The 20834-nt window shown below is 72.2% G+C and carries 20 protein-coding genes; 11 read left to right on the top strand and 9 right to left on the bottom strand.

The window, feature by feature from the left end; all coding sequences use genetic code 11:
- Positions 1-72: 72 nt before the first annotated feature.
- Together EP757_RS31830 and EP757_RS31825 are read right to left on the bottom strand one after the other, a co-directional pair.
- Positions 73-258, bottom strand: coding sequence for a hypothetical protein (locus EP757_RS31830; RefSeq protein ID WP_127552108.1), 186 nt, complete (start codon positions 256-258; stop codon positions 73-75).
- 250 nt (positions 259-508) lie between these two features.
- Complete coding sequence (locus EP757_RS31825; protein ID WP_127552107.1) at positions 509-1447, bottom strand: helix-turn-helix domain-containing protein; 939 nt, start codon at positions 1445-1447, stop codon at positions 509-511.
- Positions 1448-1518: 71 nt separating this feature from the next.
- Here EP757_RS31825 and EP757_RS31820 point away from each other — a divergent pair, with 71 nt between their 5' ends.
- The 4 genes from EP757_RS31820 to EP757_RS31805 are packed head-to-tail and all read left to right on the top strand — an operon-like array spanning position 1519 to position 4197.
- Positions 1519-2457 carry a saccharopine dehydrogenase gene (locus EP757_RS31820; RefSeq protein ID WP_127552106.1) on the top strand — a complete coding sequence of 313 codons (939 nt, stop codon included), beginning with the start codon at positions 1519-1521 and terminating at the stop codon, positions 2455-2457.
- Between the two features lie 38 nt (positions 2458-2495).
- Positions 2496-3488, top strand: coding sequence for a hypothetical protein (locus EP757_RS31815; protein WP_127552105.1), 993 nt, complete (start codon positions 2496-2498; stop codon positions 3486-3488).
- A 33-nt stretch (positions 3489-3521) separates the two neighbouring features.
- Complete coding sequence (locus EP757_RS31810; protein WP_127552104.1) at positions 3522-3803, top strand: helix-turn-helix transcriptional regulator; 282 nt, start codon at positions 3522-3524, stop codon at positions 3801-3803.
- 1 nt (position 3804) lies between these two features.
- Positions 3805-4197, top strand: a complete 393-nt coding sequence (locus EP757_RS31805; protein ID WP_127552103.1) for a VOC family protein — start codon at positions 3805-3807, stop codon at positions 4195-4197.
- A gap of 474 nt (positions 4198-4671) precedes the next feature.
- On the opposite strand, the gene EP757_RS31800 is transcribed toward EP757_RS31805, so the two are convergent.
- A complete protein-coding gene (locus tag EP757_RS31800; protein WP_127552102.1) occupies positions 4672-5847 on the bottom strand; it encodes an RNA polymerase sigma factor in 1176 nt (391 codons plus the stop codon).
- Positions 5844-6230, bottom strand: coding sequence for a YciI family protein (locus EP757_RS31795; protein WP_127552101.1), 387 nt, complete (start codon positions 6228-6230; stop codon positions 5844-5846). The genes EP757_RS31800 and EP757_RS31795 overlap by 4 nt, the downstream gene beginning before the upstream one ends.
- A gap of 126 nt (positions 6231-6356) precedes the next feature.
- Between EP757_RS31795 and EP757_RS31790 the strand changes: the two genes are divergently transcribed.
- Positions 6357-7415, top strand: coding sequence for a DUF3616 domain-containing protein (locus EP757_RS31790; protein ID WP_127552100.1), 1059 nt, complete (start codon positions 6357-6359; stop codon positions 7413-7415).
- Here the strand turns inward: EP757_RS31790 and EP757_RS31785 are convergent.
- Together EP757_RS31785 and nadE are read right to left on the bottom strand one after the other, a co-directional pair.
- On the bottom strand, positions 7399-8445 hold the full coding sequence (locus EP757_RS31785; RefSeq protein ID WP_232050099.1) for a TDT family transporter: 1047 nt from the start codon (positions 8443-8445) through the stop codon (positions 7399-7401). The genes EP757_RS31790 and EP757_RS31785 overlap by 17 nt on opposite strands.
- A 55-nt stretch (positions 8446-8500) precedes the next feature.
- Complete coding sequence (gene nadE / locus EP757_RS31780; protein WP_127552099.1) at positions 8501-9337, bottom strand: ammonia-dependent NAD(+) synthetase; 837 nt, start codon at positions 9335-9337, stop codon at positions 8501-8503.
- A gap of 50 nt (positions 9338-9387) precedes the next feature.
- Between nadE and EP757_RS31775 the strand changes: the two genes are divergently transcribed.
- Positions 9388-10326 carry a LysR family transcriptional regulator gene (locus EP757_RS31775; RefSeq protein WP_127552098.1) on the top strand — a complete coding sequence of 313 codons (939 nt, stop codon included), beginning with the start codon at positions 9388-9390 and terminating at the stop codon, positions 10324-10326.
- Between the two features lie 44 nt (positions 10327-10370).
- Positions 10371-11006: a DivIVA domain-containing protein gene (locus tag EP757_RS31770; protein ID WP_127552097.1), complete on the top strand. Its 636-nt coding sequence runs from the start codon at positions 10371-10373 to the stop codon at positions 11004-11006.
- Between the two features lie 91 nt (positions 11007-11097).
- Here EP757_RS31770 and EP757_RS31765 read toward each other — a convergent pair whose 3' ends face one another.
- The gene (locus tag EP757_RS31765; protein WP_127552096.1) at positions 11098-12684 is read right to left on the bottom strand and encodes an acyl-CoA synthetase; all 1587 of its coding nucleotides are present in this window, start codon (positions 12682-12684) and stop codon (positions 11098-11100) included.
- Positions 12684-15587: a crotonase/enoyl-CoA hydratase family protein gene (locus tag EP757_RS31760; RefSeq protein WP_127552095.1), complete on the bottom strand. Its 2904-nt coding sequence runs from the start codon at positions 15585-15587 to the stop codon at positions 12684-12686. Before EP757_RS31760 ends, EP757_RS31765 begins: the two co-directional genes overlap by 1 nt.
- A gap of 123 nt (positions 15588-15710) precedes the next feature.
- Here EP757_RS31760 and EP757_RS31755 point away from each other — a divergent pair, with 123 nt between their 5' ends.
- The 4 genes from EP757_RS31755 to EP757_RS31740 are packed head-to-tail and all read left to right on the top strand — an operon-like array spanning position 15711 to position 20356.
- On the top strand, positions 15711-16346 hold the full coding sequence (locus EP757_RS31755; protein ID WP_127552094.1) for a TetR/AcrR family transcriptional regulator: 636 nt from the start codon (positions 15711-15713) through the stop codon (positions 16344-16346).
- 2 nt (positions 16347-16348) lie between these two features.
- A complete protein-coding gene (locus tag EP757_RS31750; protein ID WP_127552093.1) occupies positions 16349-17488 on the top strand; it encodes an acyl-CoA dehydrogenase family protein in 1140 nt (379 codons plus the stop codon).
- A 34-nt stretch (positions 17489-17522) separates the two neighbouring features.
- Entirely contained in the window at positions 17523-18332 is an 810-nt protein-coding gene (locus tag EP757_RS31745) for an SAM-dependent methyltransferase (RefSeq protein ID WP_127552092.1), read from the top strand.
- Positions 18333-18337: 5 nt separating this feature from the next.
- Complete coding sequence (locus EP757_RS31740) at positions 18338-20356, top strand: bifunctional diguanylate cyclase/phosphodiesterase (protein ID WP_127552091.1); 2019 nt, start codon at positions 18338-18340, stop codon at positions 20354-20356.
- Here the strand turns inward: EP757_RS31740 and EP757_RS31735 are convergent.
- Positions 20318-20734 (bottom strand): MarR family winged helix-turn-helix transcriptional regulator, encoded by a 417-nt coding sequence (locus EP757_RS31735; protein WP_127552090.1) that lies wholly within the window; start codon positions 20732-20734, stop codon positions 20318-20320. The two genes, EP757_RS31740 and EP757_RS31735, sit on opposite strands and share 39 nt — an antisense overlap.
- Between the last annotated feature and the right edge of the window lie 100 nt (positions 20735-20834).

Raw genomic sequence — 20834 nt, 5'->3', positions numbered from 1 at the left:
GCTCACCCCTCCGACGCCGGAAAAGCTCCCCGATTCCCGATAGCTTAACCGGTCAATGTTGCCGGCGATCGATCATTGTTTGCTCGATGTTGCCTCTTCGGACAGCCGCGCCACACGTGCTGTTCCCCCGATCACGATCAAGACCGCGCACGTCCTTCCCGCGATCACCCGGAGCGCCAGGAGCGGGAACGGGAACAGCGGCCGGCGGATCCCGAAGAGGGCGGTGGCGGCCGGTCGGTAGCCGTCGAGCGTCTCCACGGCTTCGGGATGACCGATTCTGAACAGCTTGGTCGTGCTCGGCTCATCACCCGCGATCGTGGAACTCCGGACCGCCCCGCTTGCCGCGGGCGACGGGGAGGAATGCCGCACTCGGCGGTACCGCCGAGGGCGGCGAGGACGGCCACGACGCCGTCGGCCCTCGCCCGGCCGGCCGCCGCTCCGGAGGCGAGGACGGCCGCGACGACTCCCGCCACCGCGGGTCGTCGCGGTAGGCGGCCGGCCCACCGGATCAGGTGCGGCGGAACGTGCGCCGGTAGGTGTCCGGGGCGACCCCGACCGTGCGGTGGAAGTGGCGGCGCAGCGTCGTCGCGGTGCCCATTCCGGAGGCCGCGGCGATCAGGTCGATGCTGTCCCCGGTGTTCTCGAGGAGTTCCTGCGCCCGGCGGATCCGCTGCGCCGACAGCCACTGCAGGGGTGTCGTGCCGGTCACCGCGTGGAAGTGGCGGGCCAGGTTGCGGGAGCTCATCCGCGCCTGGCGGGCCAGGTCCTCGACGGTGAGCGGCTGGTCCAGGCGTTTCATCGCCCAGGGGAAGAGCGCGACCAGCGGATGGTCCTCGCGGTCCGGGACCGGCGTGGTGACGAACTGGGCCTGCCCGCCGGCCCGGTGCGGCGGGACGACCAGGCGGCGGGCGATGGCGTTGGCGACGGTGGAGCCGTGGTCGCGGCGGATCAGGTGCAGGCACAGGTCGATGGCGGCGGCCTTGCCGGCGGAGGCGAGGACCCGGCCGTTGTCGACGTAGAGGACGTCCGGGTCGACGGTGATCGACGGATAGCGCGCGGCGAGGACGCCGGTGTGCGCCCAGTGCGTGGTGGCGGTCAGGCCGTCGAGCAGACCGGCCTCGGCGAGGACGAACGCGCCGGTGCAGAGCGAGACGAGCCGGGCGCCGGCGTCGGCTGCCGCCCGGACGGCGTCGATCAGGTCGGGGGAGATCGGGGCGTCGACGTCCTCGATCGCCGGGATGATCACGGTGTCGGCGTGTGCCAGCTGATCGAGGCCGGTGTCCGGGTCGATGAGGAAACGGCCGGCGCGGACGGGACCCGGTCCGCACACCGTCACGTCGTACCAGGAAGGGGCCTGGCCCGACGGATCGCGCGCGAAGATCTCCAAGGTCATCGCCGTCTCGAAGTGCAGCATCCCGTCGGTGGCGGCCAGCCCGATCGTGGTCATGTCCGAAAGTGTACGGGTGTTGTCGTTCCCGACACTGGCCTGCTCAGAAGGACGCTGGCACGCTGAACGGCATGCGAACAGTTGCGGTTTTCGGGGCATATGGGCACACCGGTCGTTTCGTCGTGGAGGAGCTCACGGCGAGGGGTTTCGCGCCGCTGCTCCTGGGGCGTGACGAGGCGAGGCTGCGAACGATGGGCCATCCCTATCGCGTGGCGACGATCGAGGACCTGTCGCTCGCCGGCGCCGACGCGGTGATCAACACGGCGGGTCCGTTCGCGTCGACGGCCGCACCGGTGATCGCGGCGGCCGAGGCGTGCACCATCCCGTATGTCGACGTCGCGGCGGAGATCGAGGCCAACGCGGAGACCTTGTCCGGAAATTTCCGGACAGATGTGGTGCCGGCCGCCGCCTTCTTCGGCGGGTTGGGCGACCTGCTCGTCACCACGGCGATGGCCGACTGGGACACGGCCGATGAAGCGCACATATCGTACGGGCTCAGCAGCTGGCACCCCACCTCGGGAACCATAGCCGCGGGTGTGGTCTCGCATGACCGGCGGCAGGGCCGCCGGGTCCGCTTCACCGGCGGCAAGCTGGACTACTACGACCCCGAGGGCGATCTGCCGACTGTCGACTGGGAGTTCCCGGACGGCCCGCGCCCGGTCCTGGCCGGATTCAGCATGGCCGACATCGTCACCGTGCCGAGCCACCTGGACATCCCCGAGGTCCGGACGTACATGACGGTGACCGCGGCGAACGACCTGGCCGCGGCCGGCGAGCGGGCGCCCGAGTCGTTCACCGTCGACGCCGTGGTCCGCCGCGGTGGCGAGCAGCGCCGGGTCACCGCCACGGGTCACGACATCTACGCGGTGAGCGCGCCCCTGGCCGTCGAGGCGGCCGCCCGTCTGCTCGATGGTCGCGCCCTGACCACCGGCGTGGCGGCGGCCGGCGCGATGTTCGACGCCCCCGGCTTCCTCCGCTCGCTCGCCGGGCACCTGACGATCCGGGGATAGGCGCCTCCGCGGCGGTCCGTGCGGGCCAGACTGGGGGTGTGCTGGTCGAAGTTCTGCTGGACACGCCGATCCGGGTGCACTACGGGTTTCTCCGCCTGGGTGACGCCCACGCCGACCTGGGTGATCCTCGCGAGGCGATGCGCGGCCAGGTGAACGGGCTGTGCGGGGCGGCCATCCCCGGGATCCTGCATTTGAAGACCGGCCCGATGAGCGGCGACGTGCAGGTCCGCGTCGAGCTGCACACCGCCGAGCCGGTCGTGGCCGACATCTGGCCGGACGTCGTGGAGGCGCCGTTCAGCACTCGTGCCGAGAACCTGATGCTCGCCGCGTACGACCGCCAGGAGGGCCCGGTCGACCTGCCGCCGGGCAACTACCGGGTCCGCTACTGCGCCGGAGGGGACGCCACCCTGCTGCAGTTCTGGCCGGCGACCGGCGCGGACCGGATCGTGAAGCAGAGCCGGGACATCGGCGGGTACTGGCACGGCGTCGAACGCCAGCCCGCCCTGACCCGGGCCGAGCTGGCCGATCGGATCACCGGCCTGCGCACCCGCCGGGCCGAGCGGCTGCAGGACTACGCCGAGGACCACCTCTACGACATCTGGCAGGGCCGGGTCCCGGACGATCCTCGCCTGCGGGAGGCGGGCTGGTCGGCGGCCCGGCTCTCCCAGCTCGACCCGGACCTGGTGGCGGCGCTGGCCGACGCGGGAGACGAGCAGCGCCGGGCCGTGGCGGCGTGGGCGGTCGAGCGGATCCTCGGCCAGGCCGGCCTGCTGGGTCACCCGTGGGCCGCGGTGGCGCTGGCCGCGCTGCGCGACGGGATGCCGCTGCCGGACGAGGGCGGGATCCGCCGGTCGCTCTCCCACGATCAGGCCGCCGGTCTCGCCGTGGAGGAGCTCTTCAACGCCGCGGTCGGCATCAACACGCTCACCGACGTCTGCGAGGCGGTCGCGATCGCCGCCGACCGCGCACCCGCCCCCGAGCTGGTCCTCACCGGGGTGCGGCAGGCGTTCCCCGATCTGGTCCGGGGTTGATAGGCAAGCGGTTACTTGCCTATTATCGGAGTCGTGAGCGAGGACGACGTCTTCAAGGCGCTCGCCGACCCGACCCGGCGCCGGATCCTCGACGAGCTGGCCGACCGCGACGGCCAGACCCTGTTCGAGATCTGCACCCGGCTGGCGATGAGGCACCAGCTGGCCTCCTCCCGGCAGGCGATCTCGCAGCACCTGGAGGTGCTGATCAGTGCTGGTCTGGTCACCGCCCGCCGCGAGGGGCGATACAAGTTCCACCATCTCGACACCGCGCCTCTGGAACACCTCACCGACCGTTGGAAGAAACCGGAGACCTGACATGCGGATCCACGTGACGAGCGTCCTCGTGAGCAACCAGGAGGAGGCGCTGCGCTTCTACACCGAGAAGCTCGGTTTCGTGAAGAAGAACGACATCCCGCTCGGCGACGACGGTTCCCGCTGGCTCACCCTGACGTCACCGGAGGACCCGGACGGCGTCGAGCTGCTCCTCGAACCGGATGGTCACCCGGCCGCCAAGCCGTGGAAGGAAGCCCTGGTCAACGACGGCATCCCCTTCACCCAGTTCCTGGTCACCGACGTCCGCGCCGAATTCGAGCGGCTGCGCGGCCTGGGCGTCCGCTTCGTCCAGGAGCCCGTCGAGATGGGCCCGGTCACCACCGCCGTCCTCGACGACACCTGCGGCAACCTGATCCAGATCCTCCACATGAATTAGACCATTCCCCGTACGCCGACCCGCCCGCGCGAATCGCCATCCCTCGAATCGGCGGCACGGAACCGATCATCCCCAGCCCAGGACGCACGGCGTCGAAGGCCTGGGCAAGCCGCGCCAGGTCGTCGAACCGACGGTCGCCCTGCCGCACCGGTTCCGCCGCCCATGAGGCCGCTCGACAACCATGAGTCACAGCCCGCGAGAGCCGGCTGTGACTCATGGCTGTCGAGCGCCCGATTTGCGACCCATGGCTCACAGCCGGGCCGCCGCCACGGGACCGGCTGAGCGGCCGGCGCTGGGTCGACGCCCGAAATGTCGCTCTGTGGGACCGCCGGGTGGCGGGACTGATAGGAGGAGGGCGCTTCCACTCACTCAGGTCGCGCTGGGTGAACTCGCGGTCCGGACGCGCAGCGGCCGGCGAGGAACGCGGCGCCCTCGGCGTGAGCGACGGTCTGCACCACCCACCCCGCTGCGACATCAAGGCCGTTGGCTCTGGAGGTATGCGCTTTCGGACGGGTCGCGGGTGAGGGCGATGGCCGCGTCGAACTCGGCGGCGGACTCGGTGGCCCGGCCCAGGCGTTTGAGCAGGTGGGCTCGGGCGGCGCGGGCCGGTTGGAAGCGAGGGCCGGCGTCTCCGGCTTCGGCGATGACGGTGTCCAGCAGGGCGAGGGCGGCCGCGGGGCCGTCCACGTCGGCGGTGGCGGCGGCCAGCGCCACACCCCCGCCCAGGGACGGCGCCAGGCGGTGCAGGGCGCGGTGCAGGTCGAGCAGGGTGGTGCGGTCGGGAGTGCGGTTGTCGGCGCAGTGCAGGGCCTGGATGGCGGCCTCCAACTGGAAACGGCCGAGCCGGCCCTGCGCGTGGGCGGCCCGGAGATGCTCGTGCGCCCGGGCGATGAGACTCCGGTCCCAGCGAGCGGGATCCTGGTCGGCGAGCGGAACGAATCGGCCGCCGGAGTCCGTGCGGGCGGGGGCTCGCGCGGCCGAGAGCTGCACCAGCGCTGCCAGGCCGCGAGCCTCCGGATCACGGGGTGCGAGCCGGGCGAGGACCTCCACGAGATGCAGGGCTTCCGCAGGCGCGCGGTCGATCACGTAGGCGCCGTAGACGGCCTCGAGGACGGCGTCCATCCGGCCCGGGAGATCGTCGCGGGCGGGCAGGCGGAACGGGATGCCGGCCGTCTTCACCCGCTTCTTCGCGCGGACCAGGCGGGTCGCCATCGTGGCCGCCGGCGTCGAGAAGGCGCGGCCGATCTGCTCGGCCGTGTAGCCGAGGACCGTGTTCAGCATGAGCGGGGTGTGCACGGCCGGGTCGATCGCCGGGTGGGCGCAGACCAGCATCAGCTCCAGCCGGCGGTCCGGGATGCGGTCCACGTCGATCTCGTCGAGATGCGCGGGCGAGTCCCGTTCGACGTCCAGGGCGACCGTGCGGCGGTAGGAGGCGGACCGCCACCAGTCGCGCAGCCGGTTGCGGGCCACGGCGAGCAGCCACGCGTCCGGGTTGGCCGGCACCCCCTGCGCCGGCCACGTCGTCACCGCCCGCTCGAACGCGTCGGCCAGGGCGTCCTCCGCGGCGACGAGATCGTTCGTCGCCGCGGAGAGCAGGGCGAGCAGCCGGCCGTAGCTGTCCCGGGCGGCCACCTCGGCGGCAGCAGTCAACTCTGGACGCAACCGTCGGTCCACGCGCCGCCGGTGAACGTCGTGCCCACCGGGCGGATCTCCAGGGTGCCCCACTGCGCACCCGGGCACTTCTGCGCCCAGCCGATCGCCGCGTCCAGATCCGGCACCTCGACCAGGAACACGCCGGCCAGCGCCTCCTTCGTCTCGGCGAACGGGCCGTCCTGCACCCGCAGCGAGCCGTCGCGCAGTGTCACGCTGGTGGTGGCGACGGACGGCCGCAGCACGTCCGCCGAGATCAGGACGCCGGCCTGGTGCAGCGCCTTGCCGTAGGCGTCGAACGCTTGCTGCGCCCCGGTGATCGCCTCCTCGTCCAGCTCACCCTCGGCCGGCTCCTGGTAGTGCATGAGCAACGCGAAACGCATGATTCTCTCCTTCTCGGGAGGCTTCGGGACTACCTTTGCACCGGGATGACGAACGAGCGGAACGGAAATCGTCACCTGGCCGATTTTCCGATCCTCCGGCGTGACTGCGGCTGCCACGATGACCTTGTGACTCTTGAGCGGACGGTTCTCCTCTGGTTCGGCCAGGCCTCGCAGGACGCGGCCACCCACACCAACCTCTCGGCGGTGCGCACCGACGGCAGGGTCGTCTGGCTGGCCGGCGACGAGACGGCCAGCATCGAGCGGCTCACCCCCAACGACGAGGAGAAGCCGTCGGAGTACGCCGACGAGCGCACCTTCCGCCTCGCCGACCTGGTCGACCTGCCGGGCGCCGACCCGGACGAGGAAGCCGACATCGAGGGCATCGCGCGGACCGGCCGGTTCCTCTGGGCGGTCGGCTCACACAGCCTGCGGCGGCGTCAGATCAAGGACCGGCACGCGGGCCCGAAGGCGCTGCGCCGTCTCGCCCGGATCACCGGCCAGGACAACCGGCAGATCCTGGTGCGCATCCCGGTCGTCGACGTGGACGGGCTGCCGAGCCTGGTGAAGGAGAGCGAGGGCGAGCACGCGGCACTGCTCGATCCGCGCGACAACATCCGGGAGCTGCTGCGCGACGACGAGCACCTGGCGCCGTTCCTGGCGATCCCGAGCAAGGACAACGGCCTCGACATCGAGGGGATCGCGGTGCAGGGCGACCGGGTCTACCTCGGACTGCGCGGCCCGGTGCTCCGGGGGTGGGCGTTCGTGCTGGAGCTCCGGCCGTACGTCGTGGAGGCGGACCCGACCCGCCTGCGCCTGCACGAGTTCGAGGACGGGCTGCCCTACCGCAAGCACGTGCTCGACCTGGACGGCCTGGGCATCCGCGACCTCTGCCCGGCCGGTGACGACCTCCTGGTGCTCGCCGGTCCGACGATGGACCTCGACGGCCCGGTCCGCATCTACCGGTGGCTGGGCGCCGGCCGGGCGGCGATGCCGGAGATCGTACGAGGGGAGACCATCCGCCGGGAGCTGGAGCTGACCTACGGGGAAGGCGATGATCACGCCGAGGGGATCGGGCTGATCGGTCCGGCCGAGGACGGGCGGCTCCTGGTGGTCTACGACAGCCCGGCGGCGGCGAGGATGACCGCCGGTGGCGCGATCGTCGCCGACGTCATCCGCCTGCCGTGACCGTCCGGATCGTCCGCGTCCCGACGACCGCCCAGGCGGCGACCAGCGCGACGTAGAGCAGCACCGCCACGATCGCGAACATCGCCGACCCGGTCCGCACGGCCAGTGCCGAGGTGCCGGTCACGCACGTGCCGACCGGGAAGGTGAAGGACCACCAGGTCAGCGCGAACGGCATCCCCCGGCGCACGGTCCGCACGGTCACCGCGAGCGCCAGTCCGGCCCACAGCATCGCGAATCCCCAGAGCGGCACACCGAGGACGATCCCCAGGGCTTCGAAGGCTTTGTCGTACGGGTGGGACAGCGCCGACGAGGCCACGCCGCCCAGCAGGTTCGCGGCGGTGACGGCCTGGCCGATCGGTCCGAGGACGATCCAGAGGGTGGGTGTCGCCCGGGACGGGCCGGTTCCGTGGAGAGCGATCTGGTGCCAGATCATCGTGATCATGATGAGTGCGGCGACCAGGCTGAGACCGAACATCGCGTAGCACGCCAGCAGCAGCGTCAACCGGATCTGGCCGGCCGGGGCGTGCGGCACCAGCAGGGCGCCGGTGGCGGCGGAGACCATCGGCGCCACGACCGGCATGAGCCAGCCGCCGAACGGCTCGCCGCCGGTGTGCCGGGTGATCCGCAGGTAGGGCACGGCCACCGCCACGACCAGGCCGCTCACCGTCCCGGTGATCCACAGCAGCACGGCGATCGCGGTGGCGGCCCGGGCGCCGATCAGGTCCGGGCCGAGCAGCAGCGTGCCGGCGCCGACGGTGAGCAGCGCCATCGGCGGCGCGCCGTAGAAGTGCGCCATCACCGGGTCGGCGCCGTGCACGGCGACCGTCCGGCGGCGGCGGGCGGCGAGGGTGAGCAGGATCGCCAGCAGGGCGGCCGCGAGCAGCCAGGCCGTCGTGGCGAACGGCCGCAGCACCGTCGCGCCGACCGGCAGCGAGACGGCGGCGGTCGCGACGATGCCGGTCGCCATCACCGAGGCGAACCAGTTGGGGGTCAGAGCGGTTTCCACGCGGGGTGGCGCCAGGTCGATCACCGGTCCACCCTCGCGCCCGATCAGCCCGCCCGGTAGCCGCCGCGATGTTGTGGAGTCACAAGTCCCGCTTGTACCAGTCGTCCAGCGGGGTGACCGGGACGGTCCGCTTGTGCCGGGTGCCCAGGAAGATGCCCTCCAGCCGCTCGGCCACCTCCCGGCTGACCTCTTCGCCCTCCAGGTAGGCGTCGATCTGCGCATAGCTCATCCCGAGCGCCTCCTCGTCCGGCAGCGCGGGGCGGTCGTCCTCCAGGTCGGCGGTCGGCACCTTCTTCCAGCAGCTCGGCGGCGCGTCCAGCTCGCGCAGCAACGCCGCGCCCTGCCGCTTCGTCAGGCCGGTCAGCGGGGTGACGTCCACGCCGCCGTCGCCGTACTTCGTGAAGAACCCGGTCACCGCCTCCGCCGCGTGGTCGGTGCCGGCGACCAGCAGGTTCAGCTGGCCGGCGATCGCGTACTGCAGGACCATCCGCTCGCGGGCCTTGATGTTGCCCCGGACGAAGTCGCGGATCTCGCCGCCGCCCTCCAGGCCGCGGGCCGCCTCGGCCGCCGTCGCGTCGGCGCCCGGCTTCACGTTCACGGTGATCGTCCGGTCCGGCCGGATGAAACCGAGGGCCGTCTGCGCGTCGTGCTCGTCGGCCTGCACGCCGTAGGGCAGCCGCACCGCCACGAACGTCGCCTCCCGGCCCTCGGCCCGCAGCTCGCTCACCGCCAGCTGGCAGAGTCTGCCGGTCAGCGTGCTGTCCTGGCCGCCGCTGACGCCCAGCACGTAACCGGTGGCCGGGGTCGAGCGCAGGTAGTCCTTGAGGAATCCGACCCGCTTCCGGATCTCCTCAGCGGGGTCGATGGTCGCCTGCACGCCGAGCTCGGCGATGATCTGATCACGGAGTTTCGCCACTCGGAAACCCTAACGGAAGCGGCGGCCCGATCCCCGTACCCTCGGAACTCGTGACCCTGAGCCCGCGGATGCCGGACCTCGCCGCCCTGGAGATCCTGCTGGCGGTGGCCCGGACCGGCAGCCTCAGCGGCGCCGCCCGCGACGCCGGCCTCACCCAGCAGGCGGTGTCGTCCCGGCTCGCCGCCCTGGAGGCGCAGACCGGCGTACGGCTGGCGACCCGCACCCCGCGCGGCGCCACCCTCACCCCGCAGGGCGCCGTCGTCGTCGAATGGGCCGACCGCCTCCTGCAGCTGGCCGCCGAAGTGGACGCCGGCCTGGCCGCGCTGCGCGAGGACAGCCGCAGCACGCTGCGGGTCAGCGCCAGCCTCACGGTCGCCGAGCACCTGCTGCCGGGCTGGCTCGTCGGCCTGCAGGCGGACGCGGCCCGCCGCGGGCAGACGCCGATCCGGGTGGTGCTGACCGCGACGAACAGCGACCACGTCGTCGAGCAGGTCCAGGAGAACACCGCCGACCTCGGCTTCATCGAGGGGCCGCAGGTGCCGCGCGGCCTGCGCAGCCGGGTCGTCGGGCGCGACGAGCTCGTGCTGGTCGCGCCGCCCGGGCATCGGTGGGCGAACCGGAAGACCCCGATCACCGCCGCGGAACTGGCCGCCACCGCGCTGGTCACCCGGGAACCGGGCTCCGGCACCAGGGACTCGCTCACCGCCGCCCTGCGCGCGGTGCTCGGCGACGATGTCCGTCAGGCGCCGCCCGTCCTGGAACTGTCCACCGCCGCTGCCGTCCGGGCCGCCGTCCTCGCCGGGGCGGCGCCCGCCGTGGTCAGCCGTCTCGCGGTCGGCGACGATCTCCGGTCGGGACGGCTCCGGCACGTACCCGTCGACGGTCTTCGCCTGGACCGTGACCTCCGCGCCATCTGGACCGGCCCGCGTGTCCCGCCTGCCGGTGCCCTGCGGGCACTGCTGACCCACATCATGGCTTCGAGCGCGTAGGCTGGGCTGCGCCTTGCCGTTCGCTTTGGTTTATGAGGAGCAGGATGCCGCTCACCCCTGCCGACATTCAGAACATGGCCTTCAAGGCGCCGCCGGCCGGACGCCGTGGTTACGGCGAGGAGGAGGTCGACGCCTTCCTCGACGAGGTCGAGCAGGAGCTGTCCCGCCTCATCGAGGAGAACAGCACCCTGCGCACCCGGGCCGTCGTCCGCCCCGACGAGGACCTCGCGCAGCTGCGTGGCCTGCTGGCCCAGCTCACCGCCGACCGGGACCGGGCCGAGCAGCACGCCCGTGATCTGCAGGCCGAGCTGGAGCGCAGCCGTGCCGCCGGCCCGGCCGTGCCCGGTGGCGACGACCGCAACCTGCGCGTGCTGATGATGGCCCAGCGCACCGCCGACGACCACCTCCGCGAGGCCCGCGGCGAGGCGGAGTCCGTGGTCGCCGACGCTCAGGCCCGCGCCGACCAGGTGGTCGCCGACGCCCGCGTCTCGGCCGAGAACACCGAGGCCACCGCGGAACGCGACCACACCGCGGCCCTGGACCGGATCGTCGTCGAACGTGCCGCCCTGGAACAGGAGATCCAGCAGCTGGGCCAGCTGGCGTCCACCTATCTGGCGGCGCTGCGCGACCACGTGACCCGGCAGCTCCACGACGCGGACGAGCCGAGCGCCTATCAGTGACCCTGCCGGTCATGAGGTCTCCGAAGGCGTTCACTTCGTGGCCCGCGACGATCCCACCCCGCTCTGGTGCACAGCCGGTCTTGCGGGACGGTCAGAGGGGGCCTGCGGGGAGGTTGCGGCGGATCAGTTTGCCGGTGGGGTTTCGCGGCAGCTCGTCGAGGAAGACCACGTCACGCGGGACCTTGTAACGGGCCAGTGACGCCCGCACGTAGTCCTTGATCTCCTGGGCGTCGAGGGTCACGCCGTCGGCCGGCACCACGAACGCCCGCAGCCGCTTGCCGAACTCCGGGTCGTCGACGCCGATCACCGCGGCCTCGATGACGTCCTCGCGGGCGGCCAGCAGGTTCTCCACCTCCTGCGGGTAGACGTTCTCGGCGCCTGAGATGATCATGTCGTCGTCGCGGCCGTCGATGTAGAGCAGGCCCTCGGCGTCGAAATGGCCCTGGTCGCCGGTGGACATGAAGCCGTCGATGATCTGTTTGTGCTGGCCGTCGGTGTAGCCCTCGAACGGGATGCCGGTACGGACGAAGACCCGGCCGATCGTGTCCGGCGCGGTGATCCGCTCGCCGTCGTGGTCGAAGAGCGCCACGTGCACGGTCACCGGCGGCCTGCCGACCGTGCCGGGGGCGCGGCGGGACTCGGTGGGCTGGGCCACCGACGCCACCGCCACCTCGGTCGAGCCGTAGACGTTGTAGACCACGTCGCCGAACTGTTCCTGGAAGCGGGCGGTCAGGTCGGGGGCGAGGGCGGACCCGGCGACGAAGACCGTCCGCAGGGACGACGTGTCGTACTTCCCGATGGCCTCCGGGCCGAGGGCGAGGATGCGGGTCATCATCGTCGGCACGGCGACCAGCATCTGCGCCCGGTGGGTGGCGATGGCCTCGAGGACGCGTTCGGCGTCGAAGCGGCGCATCAGGATCGCGTGGTTGGCGAGGGAGAGGCCGACCGTCCAGGCGCCGAACCCGGTGCTGTGGAAGAGCGGCGACGCGATCACGGCGGCGCCCTGGCGGGGGAACGGGATCCGGTCGGCGATCAGCGCGCTGGCGAGCGGGGAGACCTTGGTACGGGGCGCGCCCTTCGGCAGCCCGGTGGTGCCGCTGGTCAGGATGATGAAACCGCCGGGCCGGTCGGGCAGCGGCAGCGGGGTGGACGGCCGCCCGGCAGCCAGCTCCTCGATCGTCGTCCCGGAGGAGTCCCCCCAGGTCAGGTAGCGCGGAATCGAGACACCCGCGACCAGGTCGTCGAACTCGGCGTCGTGCAGCAGCACCCGGACCTTCTCGCGCTCGACCACCTGCGCCAGCTGGCCCGGCGCCAGGCCGGTGTTCATCAGGGCCAGCCGCAGGGTCGCGCGGGCCGTGGCACTGATGGCGAGGAGCAGGCCGCGGTGGTCGCGGGCGAGGACGCCGACCACCGAGCGGTCCGGCAGGCCGAAACTCTTCAGCGCGTGGGCCAGCGCGTTCGACTGCTCGTCCAGTTCGCGGTAGGTGAGGGTGCCCCGCTCGTCGGTGAGGGCCGGCGCGTCCGGGTGCTCCGAGGCGGCCTTCATGATCAGGGCGGCCTGCGGACCGAGCCGTCCGTTGTTCCTGGCCATCTTCAGGAGCCGGTCGGGGCGGGTCAGGTTGACGATGCCTATCTGGTGCATCCGCAGGACGGCGTGCAGCTTCTCGGTCGTACTCATCAATGGCCCTTCCAGTGAGGGGCTCGGCCCTCGGCGAATGCGCGGATGCCTTCGGCGGCGTCCGCGGAGCCGATCACCTCGCCGGCGAAGTCGGAGAGACGGTCGAAGGCTTCCGCGGTGCTCCAGTCGCGGTGCTCGTCGACGATGCGCTTGGAGAGGTGGACGGCGAGCGGAGCGTTGGCGGCGATCTCCCGCGCCAGGTCGAGGGCGGTCTCCAGGGCCTTGCCGGGCGAGGTGACCCGGTTGATCAGGCCGAGGTCGTGCAGGCGCCGGGCCGGCAGGGGTGCGCCGGTCAGCGCCAGTTCGAGGGCGGTGGCGCGGGGCAGCGACTGCGCCAGCCGCAGGACCCCGCCGGCGGCCGCCACCAGGCCGCGCTTGACCTCCGGGATGCCGAACCGGGCGTCCTCGGCGGCGACGATCAGGTCGGCCGCGAGCGCCAGCTCGCATCCGCCGGCCAGGGCGGCCCCCTCCACCGCGGCGATCAGCGGCTTGGACGGCGGCCGGCGGGTGATGCCGAGCAATCCGCGTCCCTCGGTGATCGGGTACTCGCCACGGGCCGCCGCCTTGAGGTCCATCCCGGAGCTGAAGGTGGTGTCACTTCCGGTCAGGATCGCCACCCGGGCGCCGGGGTCGGCCTCGAAGGCGTCGACGGCGCGTTCCAGGGCGCGGGCGGTGGTCAGGTCGATGGCGTTGCGGACCGCCGGGCGGTTCAGGCGCCAGACGGTGACCGGGCCGTGCCATTCCACGATCAGGGGCGGTTCGGCGGGTGGGGGCAGGGGCGAGCGGGATCTCTCGGCGATGTCCACCGTCTTCTCGCCGAAGCTCACGGTCCAGCCGAGCGGATCCCCGTCGAAGACGAGATCCTCGACGCGCCGCACGACGCGATCCCCGGACGGGGTCAACGCGGTGATCACGGTCGCGGAGGGGTTGCCGTCCCGGTCGTAGGGGATCGTGTACGCCTCCAGCACGGCGTCACCGACGTAGGAGGAGAGCGCCTTGCGGGCAGGCGGGCGGTCCAGCCGCGGGTCGGCGTCGATGTCCGCGAAGAGGGTGGCGGGCGGTGCCGCCGAGAACACGCCTGCGGCGTGCTTCGTCGCGTACCACCCGAGGGCCGTGGCCAGGCCTTTCGCTTCCGGGTCAGAGCGCAGCAGCGGTACGAGGTTGGCGACCGCATGCCCCGAGTAGTTGTTGCCCGGCCCGCCCGCGAAGGTCAGCCCGCCGGTGACGGTCAGGGGCCGGTCCGGGTCGTCCAGGGGGAGTCCGAGTTCGGCGGCGGCGATCTCGACGGCGGAGGGGAAGCAGGCGTACAGGTCGATGTACGAGATATCAGAAATGTCGGTCGAGGCGTGCGTGAGCACCGCCTGTCCCGCCGCCCGGATGGCCGGCGACGAGGCCAGCGACGCCCGTTCGGAGACGAACCATTCGTCGGTCGCGTGCGCTCCCGCGTGCGGGAACACCCACCGATCCTGCGGGATGCCGAGCTCGGACGCCGCCGCGGCGCTGCACAGGATGGTCCCGGACGCCTGGTTGACCTGGAGGTTGGCGGTCAGCAGCTTGGTGTACGGCGCGGAGATGGGCCGGTTCTCGCCGCCGGGGGTGGACAGTTCCTCGGCGGTGCGCCGCTGCGGGAGCCAGGCGAAGTCGTTGGCGGCGGCCACGTCCGAGAAGCGCGACCAGAGCGCGGTGATCCGGGCGAGATGCTCGTCCGGGGAGAGCCCCGACTCGGCGCGGACCGCCGACTCGATGAGCGCGTACATCCAGATCGGCGCGACCAGGCCGGCCAGCGTCTCCGGCTCGTTGTTCGGTTCGCGGTCCTGGCCGACCACCCGGCTCGGCGCTGTGCCCTCGGCCTGGTCCGGCCAGCCCAGCGCGTGCCCGGCCTTCTCGGCCGCCGCGGCGGTGGCGGCGGCCTCCGCCCCGCCGACCAGGACGATCGACGCGTGCCCGGCAGCGATCGCCGCCGCCGCGTCGTTGATCAGCCGCAGGCCGCCGTCGCCGCCGAACGTGCTGCTCCGGACGGTCTCGGCGGGTGTCGCGCCGACCGCGGCGGCGATCAGGGCGGCGCCGTCCGCGTACTGCCAGGACACGCTCGGCACGTAGGCCACCGAGTCGGCCGCGGCCAGCACCCCGGCGACGCCGCAGTCCTGCTCGGCCGCTCGCAGAGCACGGACCGCGAGAGCGACCGGGTCGGCGTCCTGCGGATCGATGGAGCGCTCGGACACCTGGCCGACGCCGACGATCACCGGTGTCCGGCCGTCGATCTCCCGGCCGGTGCGCTCGTGGCGTACCGGGGCGGGCTGGGCGAGGCGCGGCCGGGGAGAGGAGGCCTGCGCGACCGGCCGGGGACGATCAGGGGCGCCCTCGACCGCCTTCTCCAGTCGCGCCAGCGACTTGACCATGGCGTCGGACAGGTTGCGCGCGACCATCGGACCGAGCGGTCCGTCCGCCGACCCGCCCTCGACGCCGCCGTCGATGCGCACGAGGGTTCCGGACGCGCCGGTCCCGATCGACAGGTAGAGCCCGACGACGATGCCCATCGGACCGGTCCCGTCGAGCCAGACGACGCCGTCCGGCCGTACGCCGGTGACCGTCCACCGCACTTCGGTGGGCATTCCCATCAGCTTCACCCGCTGGGCGAAGCGCTCGCCCTCGGCGAACGACGCGGGCGGCGAGCCGGCCCAGCCGGTGTGCATGGTGAGCCAGTCCGCGAGGCGTGCCGGATCGGCGAGGACCGCGAAGATCGCCTCCTTCGGCGCCGGGATCTCGGCGGACGCGGCGAACGGGTACCTCAGCTCGCGGGGCGGCGCGGCCAGGTCCTCGACGGTCGCCACGGCCCGGGCGCGCCGGGGCAGCGCCGATGTGATCACCGCGTGGAGCATGGCGAGGCGCTCGCGCGCTGGCATAGATGTCTCCCTAACAGTCTGGCGTGACGGTAAGCGAGTGACCGGGGTCACCACAAGGCCTGTCATGACGCTGTCATTTTCGGTGCTGGACCGAACTAACAGTCAAGTCGTACGGTTACTGCCGTGACAGCGGAACAGGGGCGGCGCACTCAGGCGCAGCGCAGCGAGGCGACCCGGTCGAAGATCCTCGACGCGACGGTGCAGTGCCTGGTCGAGCGCGGTCACGCCGAGACCACCACGGCCGAGGTCCTGGCCAGGGCGGATGTGCCGCGCGGCACGCTGCTGCACCACTTCCCGACCAAGGTGGACCTGCTGGTCGCGGCGGTGCAGCACGTGGCCCGGCGGCGCCTGGACGGGATGTCCGCCGAGATCGCGGCGGTGCCGGCCGGGGTCGAGCCACTGGACGCGTTCATCGACGCGGTCTGGCGGCACTTCTCGTCGCCGATCTTCTGGGCCGCGCTCGAACTGTGGAACGCCGCCCGTACCGACGCCGCGCTGCGCGACGCCCTGGTCGCCGTCGAGAAGGAGATCTTCGGGACGCTGCGGGACCACGCCCGCGAGCTGCTCGACGACGATCCCCGCGTCGACACCGTCGTCCACTTCACGTTCGAGGTGCTCACCGGCCTCGCCATGACCGGCATCGTCAGCGGCGACCTGGCGAGCCGGGAACTGCTGATCCGCCGCTGGAAACGGGCCGCCGCGATCCTGCTGGGCCGGCGAGACCCGGCGACCCTGGTCGAGAACCCCCGAAGGAGCTAGGCATGATCGAGACCCCCGAGCGCCAGGCGCTGGCCACGGCGATGAAGCAGTTCGTCGGCCGCGAGATCCTCCCCCACCTGTCCGCGTGGGAACGGGCGGGTGAGATCCCGCGCGAGGTGCACCGGGAGATCGCGAAGGCCGGGCTGTTCGCGATCGGCTTCCCCGAGGAGATCGGCGGCGACGGCGGCGACACCGTGGACATGGTGATCGCGACCGAGGCGTTCCTCGAGGCCGGCGGCTCGTCCGGCGCGCACGCGGCGCTGTTCACCCACGGCATCGCGCTGCCGCACATCATCGCGTCCGGGAATGAGGACCTGATCGACCGGTACGTGCGTCCCGCGCTGGCCGGCGAGCGGGTCTGCTCGCTCGGGATCACCGAACCGGACGCCGGCTCCGATGTGGCCCATCTGCGCACCACCGCGGTCCGCGACGGCGACGACTACGTGGTGAACGGCGCGAAGATGTTCATCACCTCGGGGGTGCGCGCCGACTTCGTGACCACCGCCGTGCGCACCGGCGGACCCGGCGCCTCCGGCATCAGCCTGATCGTCATCGACAAGGACACGCCCGGCTTCACCGTCTCCCGCAAGCTGGACAAGATGGGCTGGCTCGCCTCGGACACCGCCGAGCTGTCCTTCGCCGACGCCCGGGTGCCGGCCCGCAACCTGGTCGGCCCGGAGAACGCCGGGTTCATGCTGATCGGCCAGGTCTTCGTGCCCGAGCGGATCATCGCGGCCGTGCACGCCTACTCGGTGGCCCAGCGCTGCCTCGACCTGACCCTCGAATACGCCCGCGAGCGCGAGACGTTCGGCAGACCGCTGATCGCCCGTCAGGTGGTGCAGCACAAGCTGATCCAGATGCGGCAGCGCATCGAACTCGCCCGGACCTACACCCGGGAGGTCGCCCGGCGGCATGCGGCCGGTGATTTCGTGGCCGGCGAGGTGTGCCTGGCCAAGAACGCGGCCGTCGACACCTGTAAATACGTGGTCGACGAGGCCGTGCAGCTGCACGGCGGGATGGGCTACATGCGGGAGAGCGAAGTGGAGCGTCACTACCGCGACACCCGGATCCTCGGCATCGGCGCGGGCGCTACCGAGGTGATGACCGACCTCGCCGCGAAGATTTTCGGGTACGGTCGTTGATCGACGATCGCCTTTAGCAAGAAGGGCCGTGTCCGTGACCGAAACGACCGACTGGGTTCCCGCCGGTATCGACGTGAACCGGCCCAGCGCCGCCCGCGTCTACGACTACTTCCTCGGCGGGGCGCACAACTTCGCCGTCGACCGGCAGCTCGCCGACCAGATCGCCTCGATGACGCCGAACATCGGCGAGACCATGCGGTCCAACCGGGTCTTCCTGCGCCGGGCCGTGCGCTACCTGGCCGACCAGGGGATCCGGCAGTTCCTCGACATCGGGTCCGGCATCCCGACGGCCGGCAACGTCCACGAGATCGCGCTCGACGCGGCGCCCGGGTCGAAGGTCGTCTACGTCGACATCGATCCGGTCGCCGTCGAGCACAGCCGGGCCATCCTGGCCGGGGTCGGCGGGACCGGGGTGATCTGCGCGGACGTCCGCGACGCCGACCGGATCCTCGCCGAGTCCGCCAAGCTCGGATTGATCGACTTCAGCGAGCCGGTGGCCGTGCTGCTCGCCGGGGTGCTGCATTTCGTGCCGGACGCCGACGATCCCGGCTCGGCGGTCGCGGCACTGCGGGACGCGCTGGCGCCCGGCAGCTTCCTGCTCATCTCGCACGCCACCGGTGACGGCCAGCCGCCCGAGGTGATCGAGGCGCAGCGGCTGTCGTCGCGGACCGGCACCGAGATCGCGCTGCGGACGGGCGCCGAGATCACCGCGTACTTCGACGGGTTCGACCTGGTCGAGCCGGGCCTCGTCTTCATCCCGCAGTGGCGGCCGGACCCGCAGGACCCGGTCGACGAGCATCCGGAGCGGGTCGGCGCGTACGCCGGTGTTGCCCGCAAGGGTTGACGCCGATGTTCGCCCGGCGGTGGCGGCGATCCCTGACCCGCTCGATGTTCGTGCCCCTGGACTCGGCGGATCTGGACGCGCTGCTGGAACGGCTGGCGGCGCGGCTCGACGATGATCCGGAGTCGGTCGGGGCGGGCCTGGTCGAGGCCCACCTGACCGACCCGGAGGTGCTGGCCGCGACGATCCGGATCCTCGACGACAAGTCCGTCGCCGCCCGGGTCGCGCTCGGCTACACCAACGCGCTGCGCGCCGCCACCATGGCCGAGCAGGAACGCCTCACCAAGGCCGTCCTCGCCGCGCACGCCACCGCCGAACGGGCCCTGCGCACCAGCGAGTCCCGGATGCGGGCGGTGTTCCAGAACGCCGCCGTCGGCATCGGCATCTCCGCGATGGACGGCCGGATCGTCCGGGTCAACCAGGCCTTCGCCGAACTGCTCGGCTACACCGTCGAGGAGATGTCCGGCATACGGGTGCCCGACCTCGGCCACCCCACCGATCCGCCGCACATGTGGCAGCTGTACGAGGAGCTGATCGCCGGCAAGCGCGACCACGTGCGACTGGAGAAGGCGTACTACCGGCGCGACGGCGGTGAGGTCTGGACCGACATGACCTCGTCGCTGATCCGCGACGACGACGGCGCGCCCGAGTTCACCATCGCGATGGTCCAGGACATCACCGACCGGCTCCGTCTCCAGGACCGGCTCGAACACCAGGCCATGCACGATCCGCTCACCGGCCTGCCGAACCGGACGATGATCGCCGACCGCCTCGAGCAGATCTTCGCCGAGTCCGGCCCGGACGACCGGGTCGGCGCCTGCTTCCTCGACCTCGACGGCTTCAAACGGGTGAACGACACGCTCGGCCATCAGGTCGGCGACGAGCTGCTCACCGCTGTCGCCACCCGCCTGCTGGACTGCGCGGAAGGCCCGCGGCGGGTGGCCGGCCGGATGAGCGGCGACGAGTTCGTGCTGCTGGTCGCGGACCCGTCCGGCCCGGCCGAGCTGACCACGCTGGCCGCGTCGGTGCTGACATCGCTGTCCCGGCCGTTCCAGCTGGGCCGGCACCGTACCCGGATCTCGGCGAGCATCGGCGTGGTCGACAGCCGGGTCGGCGACACCAGCCCCGCGGACCTGATGAAGGCGGCCGACCTGGCCCTCTACGTCGCCAAGTCGGAGGGCCGCGGCCGGTACGTGACCTACGACCCGGGCCGCGACGCGAAGCAGGCCGCCCGCTACGAGCTGGCCGCCGAGATGCCCGACGCCCTGGACAGGCGTGAGTTCACCCTGGTCTACCAGCCGCTGGTCGCCCTCGCCGACGGCCGGCTGCGCGGTGTCGAAGCCCTGATCCGCTGGCAGCATCCGGTGCACGGGGAGCTGAGCCCGGACCGGTTCATCCCGCTCGCCGAGGAGACCGGGCTGATCGTGCCGCTCGGCCGCTGGGTCCTGGAGGAGGCGTGCGCGCAGGCCGCCCTCTGGGCACGTGAGTTCCCCGACCGGCAGCTGTCGGTGAGCGTGAACATGACCGTCTCCCAGGTGCACGAGCCCACCCTGCCCGCCGACGTCGAGAAGATCCTGGCCCGGACCGGCCTCGACCCGTCGCTGCTGGTGCTGGAACTGACCGAGAGCGCGGTGATGGAGAACGACGCGGAGCCGCTGCGGGCCCTCGCCGAGCGGGGCATCCGGATCGCCATCGACGACTTCGGCACCGGCTACTCGAACCTGGCCTACCTGCGCCGGCTGCCGGTGCACATCCTCAAACTCGCCGGTCCGTTCGTCGACGGCCTGCGGACCGTCTCCAAGGTCGACCTGGAGATCGTGGAGACGATCGTCCGGCTCGCGCACGCCATCGGGCTCACCGTCACCGCCGAGGCCGTCGAGACCCGCCCGCAGGCCGACCGGCTGCGCGATCTGGGCTGCGACACCGGCCAGGGCTGGCTGTTCGCCCGGCCGCAGCGCCCGGCCGAGATCACCGAACTGCTCCGCCGATCACGTGACGTTACGGATCATCTGCTGCAGCACCGCTAGGGCGGCGTCGTAGTCAGCGTCCGCGATGCCCCGGTGGATCCGCTCGGTGATCTCCGGGAGGTGCCGTCGTACGCCGGCGCAGGCCTCGCGTCCGGCCGCCGTCGCCCAGAGCCGGCCGGACGCGTCCACCCGGATGTACCCGTCGTCGAGCAGCGCCTCGGCCTCGGCGGGCAGGTCGTCGGTGGTCGCGATGTGCGGGCGCAGGGCGCGGCCGAGCTCGCCGATCGTCCGGCCGTCCTGTTCCAGCAGGGCGCCGAGCAGGCAGAGCTGCGGATGGGTGAGGCCCAGCGCGGCCTCCCGGGAGCGGGTGAACGCGATCAGCGCCCGGTGCGCCTCGCCGGTCCAGTAGGCGGCCGGCTCCAGCACGGGATCGTTCATGCGGCGAACGCTAAGACCTGAAGCCCGCTTGAGGTCAAACGCCGAACGGGTCGGGCTTTCGGCGGATTCCGGAGTATCGCCCGGCTGCCACACTGGCGCG

Source organism: Actinoplanes sp. OR16 (genome assembly GCF_004001265.1).
GTDB lineage: Bacteria > Actinomycetota > Actinomycetes > Mycobacteriales > Micromonosporaceae > Actinoplanes.
The sequence above is the reverse complement of the archived record's forward strand: the minus strand, read 5'-3'. Positions and strand labels throughout refer to the sequence as shown.